The following is a 12,147-nucleotide window of genomic DNA, read 5'->3' on the forward strand; positions in this document are numbered from 1 at the left end:
GTCATTCTGCCTGCGATCCGGGCGTCCATCGAAACGGCGTCTGGAGCCCAATCACCTTCTCCGCCTTGTCATACCAACCCTGCGAAGCATGCTGGCTGGTGTGCAGGTAACACTGAACACGGACTTCCGCGCTGCCCGGGGTGAACGTCAACAACCGACTCAGCGGCAGGGTCGTGATCGGCATATGGTGCCGGCTCAACGAGGCAGCATTGAGGAACCATGTCCCCCAACGCTGTTCGATATGGCTCTTGCCGCCGAAATCGTCATCAGGATGGGTATGGGTATGCCCGGCGATCCACAGCTGCACCCGGCCAGGATGTGCGGCCAGAAATTGTTCGAATGCACCGGAATCCGGCTGACTGTCCACCCAGTACAGGTATGACGCCCCCTGCGGAGTGCCCGCTGCGAACGGCCGGTGGTAGTGCTCCACCGGCTGGCCGTCGGCGTCGCGACGCACGCCTTCCCATTCGCCGGAGGCGACCGTGGTGTCCTTGAGGACGTAGTGGTGCACCGTCACGATGATCGCGTCCGGATTGGCCAGCACCATGTCTTTCCACCATCGGAACGTCTCGCCGCTCACCACGCCCCCGGGGTTACCGCCCAACGTGCCCCGACCGACAGTCTGGGTTGGTTCGTTGCGGTCACTCAACATGAGGAACAGCAGGTTCCCCACCCGGAACGAGTAATGCTGCCAAACCCCGTCGACCGGGAAGGGCCGACGGGCGTTGTCGACACCGGAAGACGTGGTGTGCTGTCCGAGCGGGTCGATCCATTTCTGCCACCACCAGGCCTCGCGTTCGTCGAGGCCACTGCGGTCATGGTTGCCGCAAACACTGTAGATGTCTTCACGCCGGTGGCTGCGCAGGCTGCCGAACTGCCGTCGCACCTCACGCCCCTCAGCGTCGTCCGGCAGATGGTGGTGGGCACCGGACATGTCGCCGACATCTACTGCGATATCCCAGTCGAACGCGGCGCCACCGTCGGACCCGCCGCGTTCCGATTGTGAGATGGCCTCAGCCAGACTGTCTCTGTCGAAGCGGCGGTCGGTGCCCACATGTGCGTCACCGAACGCCCAAAGCCGGAACGGTTTCGCGTCGTCGGTCATTCCCGGTCACCGTCCACCAAGCCCCAGTAGCGGCGAATCTGTCTGTCCGCCAATCCGAACACCGAATCCACCACGACCCCGATTACGAGCACGACGATCATGACGGCAATCGCCAACGGCATGTCACTCATGTTCTGCGCGTTCTCCAGCAGAACTCCGATGGATGCGGTGCCGGCAACCATCACCACCAGTTCGCCGGCCATGAGGCTGCGCCAGGCGAACGCCCACGCCTGCCGTAACCCGCTGACGAACGTAGGCAGTGACGCCGGCAGGATCACGTGGCGATACAGCGCAAACCGCTTCAATCCCATGGTTTTTGCCGCGCGCAACTGCAGCGGAGGGATGTGATCAGCACCCGCGATCACGCCGAGTGCGACAGACGGTGCAGCACCTATCACGATCACGAACAGGATGGCCGACGTGTCCAGGCCGAAGAAGATGATCGCAAACGGAAACCATGCAATCGCCGGCATGGTCTGCAGCCCGGCAATGATCGGTCCAAAGGTTGTTCGCAGCAGCCTGTTTCGGGACAGCACACTGCCCAGGGCGGCACCGATGAGCAGTGCCAGTCCAAATCCGATGAGGGCGCGCACCATCGTCGTCGATACTGCCGTCCACAACAGCGCGTCCTGCGACTGTCGCCACAGCGTGGCACCGACCGTCGCGGGGCCAGGCAGGACCACCGCCGATTTCCAGCCGCTCACGTACACCAGCTGCCAAGCTCCCAACAACACCAGCAATGCCAGCGTTTTCGCTCGCACCGACGCAAGCACTGACGGCAGCCGACCAGGCCGGTGCGGCGCTGACAGCCGGGATGTCGTCGCCGCTTCACTGTTGATCACGACGACCGTTGCCTTCCTCATGCAACCGAGTGGTGATGTGTGCCGCCAGCTCAGCGACTTCCGCGGTATTGATCTGGCGGGGACGCCGTACCGGCACCCGGAACTCCTCCACGACGCGGCCTGGGCGCGCACCGAGCAGAAGCACCCGGTCCGCCAACCGCACCGCTTCGCGCACATTGTGCGTCACGAATACCACTGTCAGTCCGCGTGATTCGACGATTCGCTCGAGCTCCTCGTGCAGCCGGTCCCGGGTCAGGGCATCCAGCGCACCGAACGGTTCGTCCATCAACAGCACATCGGCGTCCTGCGCGAGCGCACGGGCCAGCGCAACTCGCTGCCGCATGCCGCCGGACAACTGGTGCGGACGCTTGTCGGCGAATTCACTCAGCCCGACGGTGGCCAGCAATCGCGCCACCCGCTTGCGACGCACGTCCCGTGGCACCGCACGCGCCCTCAGCGCCAGCTCGACGTTGGCTGCCGCTGTCAGCCACGGGAACAGCGCCGGCTCCTGGAACATCAATGCAATCCGGCGGCCGTGGGTGTCAACCGTGCCGGTCGACGGAGCGTCCAATCCGGCGATGATCGACAGCAGTGTGCTCTTTCCGCAGCCCGAACTGCCGACCAGACAGATGAATTCGCCCTCGGACACCGTCAAATCGATGGTGCCCAAGGCCGATACCGCGGCGCGTCCCCTTCCGTAGAGTTTGGTGACCTCTACCAATTCCAACACCGGCTGTGGCACCGACGGCGGTATCGCCACGGCCACTAGGCTCTCACCGGCTTGCGCGCAGGGGGTCACGCCGCGACCGCCGGTTTGCCCGACGCCGCGAGCACCCCATTGAGCGGAGCCGGATCAAACAGGCCGTCGATGTTCAGTGGTTGCAACAAGCCAATGGCGACGGCCTTGCTCACCTGTTCGCGCAGCGAAGCGATCCCGGGATCGTCGGTGAACGTGGTCTCTTTGAACGACTCGGCCAGAACTTCCGGATCCAGACCCTTACCAAGGGTTCTCGCGAGTGCGGCGTTGGCAGACTGCGCTGCGGCCGCGGGATCGGCCCCGATCTTGTCGTTGGCCTGCACCTGACCGCGCAGCAGTCCGGCCACCGCGTCTGGATGTGCGGCCAGGAAGTCCTGGCGGACAACCAGCACGGTGATGGTGCTCGGATCCGACCACAACCGCACGCCACCGCCCTTGATCATCTGCACGTCGAAGGGCGCGGAATCCAGCGCACCGGCGATCTGCTTGCTCACGAACTGCTGGACAATCGCCGACTCGGGGTTGGTCGGCTTGACCGAAACATCACCCCCGCCTTGGGTATCGGTCTTCAATCCGTTCTTCGAAAGCCAGTCGCGGAGGCTGACATCGTGGGTGCCGCCGAGGGCGGGATCGGCCACCGTCTTGCCCCTGAGGTCCTGGGCGGACGTGATACCCGGCTGGACGACCATCGAGGTACCGCCACTGGCAGCGCCCGAGATGATCTTGATGGCTTTGCCATTCGACTTCTGCCAGGCGTTGAAAGCGGGGTTGGGTCCGACATACGCCGCGTCGAGATGGCCCGACAACAGCGCGGTGACCTCTTCGGTGCCGGTGCTGAACGGTTGCGCGGTGAAGGTGATCCCAGGCCCGAGCTGCTGGGCGAACAGCCCGTCATTGACGCCGACGAGCGCCGGGGCATGAGTGACACGGGTCAGATACCCCAGTCGCAGCGGCACCGGAGAAGACGATGCCGACTTGGTCGACGGGGAACATCCGGCGATCGCGACGGTGACGGTGACTGCGGCGCACAGCGTAAGCAGCCTGGTGAAAAAGCGATGAGAGAGCACGGTTTTCCTTGATGTCGATCGAGCGGGACGAGACGCGAGGTCAGGCCGGCTCGGGACATCGCGCCTGGCCACTCGAACGGGTGACGAACAGCGGGCTGGTCCACACCTGATGGCCATCGGACTGGGTGGCGCGCACGTAGGTCGCGCTGGTTCCATGCGGCAGGTCGAGGGCGAGGTCGCCGGTCACCGTGGTGGGCAGCGCGGAGAATTCGGCCACGCGCTCGGCACGCAACCGCAGATTGAGTCCTCCCACCGCGGTTTCGACGTGGCGATCACGGATCAACTCGGCCCCCGAGAACTCGCGGTCCACCCGCAGACCGTCCTCCAGCACCGACGCTTGGATTCGGAAGCGGGCTGCCGCAAGGTCCGCCAACCGCACCACGATGCCGATATCGGAACCGTAGGTCGCGGTCCGCCAGCGGACGGTATCCCCGGCTGCATCGACGTTCTGTTCCGGATGCGTTGCAGCCCAGGGTGCTACGTCGACAATCTCGGTTCCCGACACGCGCAGCTCACCCGACCACGTCGCCCACCGGTAGCGGTCGCGGTGCCGCGCTCCACCCCACCGGACGCGGACGAGTTCGTCAGACAGCCCGGTCTCGGTGTGCAAATTGCGCTGCCATACCCGTCCGGCGCTGTCGTAGATGGCAACTTCGTCCCAGCCGGACGTACCGTAAAGCGCGTAGTCGATGCTCAATTCGGCATCTTCCGTGTCGATTTCGTCGCCCATCCAGGATTCGCCGCTGCGTAACAAAGCGACGGCCCGCGCTCCGGTCGTCGCCCAGGTCCGGCGGGCGCGCAGGCCCCGGCCCACGTCAGCTTTGGTGAGCTCCGGCGCGAGAACTCCGGTGAGGCCGCCGAATCCGCCGAAGATGTTCGCGCCGGGCGCCCCACCGCCGGGGCGGCCTCGGTGCTCGTCACTGGCAGCGCTGGCGCCCAGGCGAAGACCGCGGGCCAGCGCATCCTCGAGGAACCACGGGCTGGTCCCCCAGGACGAGTGCACTTCGATCAGCCGTTCCAGTTCGGGATGGTGCCAGTCCAAGATCGCGCGCCGGCCACCCACGTGCGGGATCAGCAAGTAGGAATCCGGATCCTTTTCGTAAGCGGCGTAAAGCTCGGTGATGGGCCAGGTTTGGGGTGTCGGCACGGTGCTGGCCATCCCCTGGTGCCACTCCAGCGAGCGCGCCAGCGTGGTGTCCTCTCCGAGAAAAACGACATTGTGATCACCGCCGACACCTGCCGTGCCGCACCATTCGACGCCCGGGTAGCAAACCAGGCTGCCGTCGCTCGAGATGGCCTGGCAGGCGGCGACCACGTCGACCCAGGCATCGTCGGTGATCTGAAAGTCATTGGCGGTGTACCCGACAACGTCGAGCGCGCCGATATCACGGGCATAGCGCAGGTTCCACGCAGTGTCCTGGGTGCCCACCGTGTCGTTGGAATGTACGTGCAGGTCGGTGAAGAACGCACGCGGGGCGGGAAAGTCGTCGATCACATCGAGGATGGCCTCGGCGGGCTGCACGCCCGCACCGGGTTCGGCGACGACCTGGATGTGTCCGGCGAGCGCCGGCACCACCAGCGCCACACTCGACCAGCCGGCGGACGGGGTCTGCGCCTCGGCCACCGTGGTGCCGTCGACGAGCGCGCGCACGGTAGCGGCGGTGTCAGTGCAGGCGTTGCCCCACCCGTCCTGCAGGTGAGCGCGGAGCGTGACGGCGCTGGTGTCGCTGCGTACGAGGCGCGGGCCGCGGACCACCACCCGCTCCGGCGGGCCGGGCACGATGGCGAGTCGGTTGACGCCGGCCCGGGCCATCCTGGAGGTGCCCAACGGGTCGACGAACAGATGCACTTCGAACTCGTCCTCGACGAAAGTCTGCACGCGGGTACCCGGACCACCGAACCGCTTGTCCCCCAGGCGGATTTCGACCACATCGCCAGGACGCAGGTAGCCGTCGACGGCGTGGATGAGGAGCGATTTCTGGAACGGCCGTTCCCCGCCTTTGACGTCATAACGAACGGCCAGCTGCTGCACGGTGGCCGCGCCGGCTTCCGATGCGCGCCCCACCAGTGACCGGCCGACCAACTGCGCGCTGGCGTAGTCGCGGCCGGCGGGGTCAGCCGTCTGCAGGTCCCAGTCGGAGTAGTAGCGGAAGCAGAGTTTGAGCCAGCCGCTGTCGGCGATACCCGAGCGGCCGACCGTGTAGGTGAAGACGATCTCCTCCAGCGCACCGGCGACCACCGACGTGTGCGAGCACCGCAGCTCGCCGAGGAACGGCACTGCGCCGAATTCCGCTGTGATGGCGTCCCGCACGGCGACCACAGAGCAGTCATTGCTGCGCAACGGGCTCTGCGGACGGACTGGAATCGCGCGGGACATCAATCCATCCTTTCCGCAATACACCTAGGAGTCCAGTTAATAGATATGATTCGATTCATCACAGGAAGTGAATAACGATGAATTTGCAGCAACTGCGCTACGCGGTCGCGCTGGCTGAGGCCAAGAGCTTCACCAAGGCAGCGGAAAACTCCTTCGTCGTGCAATCCGCGCTGAGCCAACAGGTCCGGAGGTTCGAGGAAGAGCTCGGCGTGGCGCTCTTCGAACGCACGACGAGATCGGTCTCGCTGACTCCGGCAGGCGAGGCGCTCATGCCGCTGCTGTACCAGGTGGTCGCCGGCATCGACCAGATCAAGGTCGACGCCCAGGCCCTCAGCGGCACCGTCACCGGACGACTGACCGTCGGGATCATGGAGGTGCCCTCCGAAAGCCTTGACGTGGCAACACTGATGGCGACGTTCCATTCTCGCTACCCCGATGTGAGTGTGACCCTGCGCAGCGGCGGTAGCGACGTCCTGCTGACCGCGACCCGCGACCGTAAGCTGGACGCGGCCATCGTCGGCTCCAACGTCTCCCCGGCCAGCGACCAGTTGGATTTCACCCACTTGTTCACCGAGTCGTTGATCGCGGTGATGCCGTACGATCACCCGCTGACCAAAGCGCGGACGGTGTCGCTGACGGAATTGGCGGCGTTGCCGTTCATCGACTTTCCACCCGGATACGGTCTTCGGCACGAAACCGACCGCGGCTTCGCCGGTGTAGCACGGCGGGTCGCCTTCGAGGTCACTCGCGTCGACGAGGTCGTGCATTTCGTCCGCCAGAATCTCGGTGTGGCGCTGCTGCCGGAATCGGTGGCGCGGACCCGCGCCGACACCGACAGCACCTTGGCGTTGCGCCAGGTCACCGGCGTCGAGATGCACCGTCAGGTCCACCTCGTGGCACCACGACCACATCTGCGTTCGGCGGCATGCCAGGCGTTCATCGCCTGCGTCCACGAGCACCTGGCATCGCACTAGGAAGAGTGAGCAGCTGAAAAGTACGTCCGCACGGCAGCTTCGAGCACCTCTACGGCGGTGGCCATGGTGTCGATGCTGATGCTCTCGTCGTACACGGCCCACCCGTCGTCACCGGGGCCGAACGTCACCGCGGGAATACCGACGTGGCGGAACCGGATAGTGTCGTTGAAAGCAGGTTTTGTGTAAGTGCGGACGTCGTCACCGGTGACGTCCCGGTAGGCGGTCCGGATCGCGGCGACGAGAGGATCGCCGACCTCCGGCGGTACGGTGCCTGCAACGAACGTAGGACCGGGCGCGAACTCGACATCGACCTCGATGCCGTCGGGCCGTGCCGCCGCGAGGCGGTCGTGAAACTCTTCGAGCAGCCGGCCGGCCACCACCTCAGGGCCGATGTTGGCGGCCGCGACCCGCGCGGTCGCCTGCAACGGGGTGAACTGTGCCATGCCGCTCTCGCCCGCATTCAGGCCCACCACCGAAACCGGCCAGTCCCCAACGGGATTGGTCGTGATATCGGTGAGGAACTCAGCGAGAAATTGCGCCGGGTTGACGCCGGTATCCGGTCGCCAGATGTGGCTGGACCGCCCGCGAGCAGTGAGGTCCAGCAGCGCATGACCGGTCTGCGCGACGGCCAGGGCGATACCGCTGCGGCCGTCGTCGGTCCACGCGGTGGGTTCGACCGTGATGGACGCATCCGGACGCAGACCGTGTTCGTCCACCAGATACTTGGACCCTTCGATGCCGTTACGTTCCTCGTCGACCGTCAGCACCACCAGCAGCGTCCCGTAGTCCGGAGGAGCGTCGACGACGCGTTTGGCCGCGGTCAGGAGCGCCGCCAGGTTGGCGCGGGTGTCCGAGGTACCGCGCCCATAGATCCGACCGCCCAGTTCGACTGCAGAGTATGGGTTTCCGGCACAGACGTGCCAGCGGCTCGGCGGCCCTGAAGGGTAGGTGTCCAGGTGGTCGTTGAGCATGAGGGTCGGACCGGCACCAAAGCGCTTGGTCGCCACGACGTTCGGCCGCTGCGGAGTGCGGCCCACCAACGCGACGGTGAAGCCCCATTCGCGCAACAGCTCGGCCACCGGACGCGCGATTCGCTCCTCTTCCGGCGGACGACCCGGACCATCGAGACTATTCTCGCACCACGGCTGGCCGGCGGCCACCAGACGGGCGGTGAGCTCGACGAGTTCACGACGGTCCTCGGCGGAGTCGACGCCGGCGTGGGTCATGCGCGAGTCTCGCTGTCGATCAAAGCCCTCAGCCCGTTGTTGTCACGGCCTTGCGCCAGACCGAGCGTCACCAACAGACGCGCGCGGTGTGGAGATATGCCGGCGGCCAACTGCGCTCCGTACTCGACGAGGCCGGCCACCCCGCCGGGGTAGCCGTAAACCGGAGCGACCCGACCGTCCGCCGCCCGGGTGGTCAGCACGACAAGCCTGCCGCCATCGATGAGTTCCTGCACTGCCGTAGCCTGTTTCGGCGGCAGATTACCGGCGCCGTTTGCCGCCACCACAATGGCCTGCTGCGCATCCCCAGCGGCGCGCAGCACCGAGCCGTCATCACCCAGCGCAGCCAGCAACACCGGCACGGGACGGATCGGCTCGGTGGGATCGCCGTGACTCTTGCGCCGTTCCTGGGCACGATGCCACTGGACCCGGCCACCCACGACGTAGCCGATTGGGCCGCGTCCCGGTGCATCGAATGCATCACGCACGACACCCGAAACCTTCACGGCCTCACGGCCATCGAAGATCTTTCCAGCGAACACCACCACCGGGTCGACGTCCGCGCCCGACGATGCCACCGCCAGCGCGTCGGCAAGGTTGGCGCGGCCGTCGCTGTCATGGCGTGTTCCCAGGATCATCGACCCGGTGACCACCACTGGCACCGACCAGTTCTCCCGGTACGACAACCAGCTTGCGACCTCCTCGATGGAATCCGTTCCCGTGGTCACCACGATGCCGTCGACGCCACCGGCAACGAGTTCGCGGGCCCGGCTGATCAGGCGTTCCAACAGGTCGAAGTCGACCTCGGACCCACCGACCAAGGCGAGGCTCTCGGCGCCGGAAAAGCCCGCAACCGTCTCAGAGAGTTCCACCGCTCCGGTGACGGGCACTGCACCCTGGGCGGTCTGGTGCATCGAGATGGTGCCACCCAGGCCCAGAAGGTACGCCCCGCTCATGAATTACTCTCCGCAACAAAGGATCCGGAGATGACGTTCTGATAGTCCGGGATGCGCTGATCGGCAGGAATGCGACCGATGCTCTGCGCCCAGTGGGCGCGGTCGGCGAGATCACCGGCGAGCTCGGGGCCGAGATGCGTCTGGTAGATGAACTCCGACGAGACCTGGTTGATCAGGTTGCTGTCCAGGCCCGTGGCTTTCGCGACCGCGGCGAGCGCGGCCGGTTCCTTGCCGGAAAGCGGGGCATCCGCATTGCGGATCGCCGCGACGAACTTGCCCACCGCCTGCTTCTTCGACTCGAGCACATTCTCGTTTGCCAGGTAGAGGCTGTGCTGGTTGTACTTCTGCTTGCCCTGCAGCGCTATTGCATCGCTGCCCAGTGCCGCAACCGCCTTGGCCAGCGCGGGCTGGAAGACCGCAATTGCGTCGACGTTGTGATTGGTGATCGCGGTGACGATCTCCGCCGGCCCGGTCTGGACCAGGTCTGCCTTCACATTCGCCTCGGCCAGGAACCGGCTCGCGAAGTAATGTGCGCTGCTGCCCAGTGGCACTGCGATCTTGCGGCCGGCCAAGTCGGCGATCGAGTTGATGCCCGCTGAGCGACGTGCGACGAACCTACCCTCGGGCCAGATGGCGCCGTCGGCGAATACTCGCAGATTCGTATTCTTCAGTGCCGCAGCTGATGTAGGGACGTCACCGCCATTGGCCACATCCACGGCGCCGCCGGCCAGCGCCTCGAGCGCTGCCGCGCCCGTCGGGAACGGGACGATCTTGACGTTGACTCCATGCTTCTTGAAGTATCCGAGGTCGCCCGCAACCGGCACCTGCGCCCACGACGGGTCGACCACCCACGCCACGGTGAGCGAGTCGGCAACACTGTCCTTGTTGCCTGAGCTACTGCAGCTGACAGCGCCCAGAACCGCAAGCGCGGCAATGACTATCGCGGCGAGATTCCGATGTGTCTTCATCCGTGTTCTCCCAGTGTGAGGGCCGGTTGCTGCCCGTGCAGCAGGTCGTGCAGTCGACGGCGCAGTGCCGCGTAGTCATCAAATTCGCCGAGGCGGCTCGCGGGCCGAGGCCGCGGCAACGGGTTACTGACGTGGTCGGCGACGGCGCCCGTGTGGTCCATCACGACGATCGAGGATGCGATGCGGATTGCCTCGTCGACATCGTGCGTGACGAAGACAACCGTCGGCCGGGTGCGCTCCCAGAGCTCGACCACAAGGTCCTGCATCTGCTGGCGGGTCAACGCGTCCAGCGCACCAAATGGCTCGTCCATCAGCAACACTCGCGGGCTGTTCGCCAGGGCGCGGGCGATTCCGATGCGCTGCCGCATCCCACCCGACAGTTCGTGTGGACGCTTGTGCGCCACTTCCGGCGCGAGGCCGACCGCACCGATCAATTCGGCGATCCGGTCGCGCCGCTGCACTCGCGGCACCTTGGCCGCGCGTAGCGCGAACCCGACGTTGCTGCCCGCGGAGGCCCACGGAAACAGGACATCGCGCTGGAACACGACGCCACGCTCACGCCCCGGTCCGGTCACCAGCTCGCCTCCGAAGGTCACCGAACCTCCTGTGGGCCGGACGAATCCAGCGATCACATTGAGCAGGGTCGACTTACCGCAGCCCGACGGCCCGAGGATCGCCAGGAAGGCTCCGGAGTCGATGGTGAGATCGAGTCCGTCGACGACGGCACGATCCGCGCCCGGGTAACGCACTGTCAGTGAACTGACCGCGATGTCGCCGGCCGTCACGACTGTTCCTTCGCCCACCGCACGATCCGAAGGGTGGCCTGGTGGAACAACTGATCGGCGAGGGCGCCGACGATACCCAGCGCACCGAGACAGACGAACAACCGGTCGGGTTGGCTGAAGAGGCGCGCCTGGTCGAGCCGGAAGCCGAGGCCTTCTGTGACACCGGATTGCTCGGATGCGACGATCAGGATGAGAGACGTCGCAATTCCCTGACGCAGGCCGGTTAGCACGGACGGCAATGCGCCCGGCAAAACGACATTGGTGAACGTCAACAACTTTGACGCACCGAGCGATGCAGCCACCCGCAGATGGTCTCCGCGCGTCGCGGCGACGCCGGCATGCGTGTTGACCCAGACCGGGAAGAAGACGCCCAGGCTGGTGAGAAAGAGCTTCGATTCTTCACCGATACCGAACCACAGAATCGCCAGCGGCACCAACGCAATAGCGGGGATGGGCCGGACGATCTGGATTGTCGGTTCCAAGAGCCCCCGGGCAATGCGCGAGCGGCCCGTAAGGGTGCCCACCACGACGGCGATCAGCGATCCGACGACAAATCCTTGGAGGGCTCGCCGAAAGCTCGCGGCCGAGTCATCGAACAGTGTTCCATCGCTGTACATCTCACGCGCGGCGTGCACAACCGTCGCAGGTGCGGGCAAAAGTCGGGCGGAAAAGATCTCGAACCGCACCGCGGCGTCCCAGCCGACGACCACGACAGCCAGGCTCAGAATCGGCAAGGCGGTCAGCAGCGCGACACGGGCAAGCTCACTGCGATCGCGGCGTCGCCGTATGACCCCGCCCCCGCTACTCGGCCGAACTGCTGTGGGCACGCCCCTCGAGCGGAGCGCGCCAGAACCGCGTGCGGGTGCCGATAACATCCATCTTCCCTTGCAGACCTGTGTGAAGGCCCGCAACGTAACACCAGCGTCGACGGGGTTCGGTGCGTCGACGGCGTCGCAGCGTCGTCAATCCTACGGAAGGACGAATGCCTGAATCCGTTCCGACCTGCAGGAACTCGGCAGCGCTCGCGCCGACGCGGAGCGTTTCAATCCTCCTGATCCGATGGTGCGTCTTCTGGCTCTCTGGCCGGCGCCGT

General features: G+C 65.7%; 11 protein-coding genes. 1 reads left to right on the forward strand and 10 read right to left on the reverse strand.

The genetic code is table 11. The annotated features are described in order from the left end of the window. Window position 1: 1 nt before the first annotated feature. From AC3WTE_RS07175 to AC3WTE_RS07195, 5 genes are all read right to left on the reverse strand, one after another. Window positions 2-1,105: a hypothetical protein gene (locus tag AC3WTE_RS07175; protein WP_492436649.1), complete on the reverse strand. Its 1,104-nt coding sequence runs from the start codon at window positions 1,103-1,105 to the stop codon at window positions 2-4. Further along, a complete protein-coding gene (locus AC3WTE_RS07180) occupies window positions 1,102-1,968 on the reverse strand; it encodes an ABC transporter permease (protein WP_492436650.1) in 867 nt (288 codons plus the stop codon). Before AC3WTE_RS07180 ends, AC3WTE_RS07175 begins: the two co-directional genes overlap by 4 nt. Beyond that, on the reverse strand, window positions 1,934-2,674 hold the full coding sequence (locus AC3WTE_RS07185; RefSeq protein ID WP_492436837.1) for an ABC transporter ATP-binding protein: 741 nt from the start codon (window positions 2,672-2,674) through the stop codon (window positions 1,934-1,936). Before AC3WTE_RS07185 ends, AC3WTE_RS07180 begins: the two co-directional genes overlap by 35 nt. Before the next feature lie 68 nt (window positions 2,675-2,742). Next, window positions 2,743-3,771, reverse strand: coding sequence for an ABC transporter substrate-binding protein (locus tag AC3WTE_RS07190; RefSeq protein WP_492436651.1), 1,029 nt, complete (start codon window positions 3,769-3,771; stop codon window positions 2,743-2,745). Between the two features lie 40 nt (window positions 3,772-3,811). Further along, window positions 3,812-6,148 (reverse strand): CehA/McbA family metallohydrolase domain-containing protein, encoded by a 2,337-nt coding sequence (locus tag AC3WTE_RS07195; protein WP_492436652.1) that lies wholly within the window; start codon window positions 6,146-6,148, stop codon window positions 3,812-3,814. A gap of 77 nt (window positions 6,149-6,225) precedes the next feature. On the opposite strand from AC3WTE_RS07195, the gene AC3WTE_RS07200 reads away from it, so the two are divergent. Then, complete coding sequence (locus AC3WTE_RS07200) at window positions 6,226-7,122, forward strand: LysR family transcriptional regulator (protein ID WP_492436653.1); 897 nt, start codon at window positions 6,226-6,228, stop codon at window positions 7,120-7,122. Here AC3WTE_RS07200 and AC3WTE_RS07205 read toward each other — a convergent pair. From AC3WTE_RS07205 to AC3WTE_RS07225, 5 genes are read right to left on the reverse strand one after another with little or no spacing between them, the layout of a single operon-like run. Beyond that, the gene (locus tag AC3WTE_RS07205) at window positions 7,119-8,348 is read right to left on the reverse strand and encodes a M20 family metallopeptidase (RefSeq protein WP_492436654.1); all 1,230 of its coding nucleotides are present in this window, start codon (window positions 8,346-8,348) and stop codon (window positions 7,119-7,121) included. The genes AC3WTE_RS07200 and AC3WTE_RS07205 overlap by 4 nt on opposite strands. Next, on the reverse strand, window positions 8,345-9,301 hold the full coding sequence (locus AC3WTE_RS07210; protein ID WP_492436655.1) for an asparaginase: 957 nt from the start codon (window positions 9,299-9,301) through the stop codon (window positions 8,345-8,347). Before AC3WTE_RS07210 ends, AC3WTE_RS07205 begins: the two co-directional genes overlap by 4 nt. Further along, window positions 9,298-10,269 (reverse strand): ABC transporter substrate-binding protein, encoded by a 972-nt coding sequence (locus tag AC3WTE_RS07215; protein WP_492436656.1) that lies wholly within the window; start codon window positions 10,267-10,269, stop codon window positions 9,298-9,300. Before AC3WTE_RS07215 ends, AC3WTE_RS07210 begins: the two co-directional genes overlap by 4 nt. Further along, window positions 10,266-11,054 carry an ABC transporter ATP-binding protein gene (locus AC3WTE_RS07220; protein ID WP_492436657.1) on the reverse strand — a complete coding sequence of 263 codons (789 nt, stop codon included), beginning with the start codon at window positions 11,052-11,054 and terminating at the stop codon, window positions 10,266-10,268. Before AC3WTE_RS07220 ends, AC3WTE_RS07215 begins: the two co-directional genes overlap by 4 nt. Continuing rightward, on the reverse strand, window positions 11,051-11,881 hold the full coding sequence (locus AC3WTE_RS07225; RefSeq protein ID WP_492436658.1) for an ABC transporter permease: 831 nt from the start codon (window positions 11,879-11,881) through the stop codon (window positions 11,051-11,053). Before AC3WTE_RS07225 ends, AC3WTE_RS07220 begins: the two co-directional genes overlap by 4 nt. Window positions 11,882-12,147: the final 266 nt, after the last annotated feature.

Source organism: Mycobacterium sp. FW102-FHT13B02, assembly GCF_058790275.1.

What these genes read in the sequence shown, in the direction of transcription:
- AC3WTE_RS07200 (WP_492436653.1), top strand. Translation starts at nt 6,226, where the DNA reads ATGAATTTGCAGCAACTGCGCTACGCGGTCGCGCTGGCTGAGGCCAAG.
- AC3WTE_RS07215 (WP_492436656.1), bottom strand. Translation starts at nt 10,269, where the DNA reads ATGAAGACACATCGGAATCTCGCCGCGATAGTCATTGCCGCGCTTGCG.
- AC3WTE_RS07210 (WP_492436655.1), bottom strand. Translation starts at nt 9,301, where the DNA reads ATGAGCGGGGCGTACCTTCTGGGCCTGGGTGGCACCATCTCGATGCAC.
- AC3WTE_RS07180 (WP_492436650.1), bottom strand. Translation starts at nt 1,968, where the DNA reads ATGAGGAAGGCAACGGTCGTCGTGATCAACAGTGAAGCGGCGACGACA.
- AC3WTE_RS07205 (WP_492436654.1), bottom strand. Translation starts at nt 8,348, where the DNA reads ATGACCCACGCCGGCGTCGACTCCGCCGAGGACCGTCGTGAACTCGTC.
- AC3WTE_RS07175 (WP_492436649.1), bottom strand. Translation starts at nt 1,105, where the DNA reads ATGACCGACGACGCGAAACCGTTCCGGCTTTGGGCGTTCGGTGACGCA.
- AC3WTE_RS07195 (WP_492436652.1), bottom strand. Translation starts at nt 6,148, where the DNA reads ATGTCCCGCGCGATTCCAGTCCGTCCGCAGAGCCCGTTGCGCAGCAAT.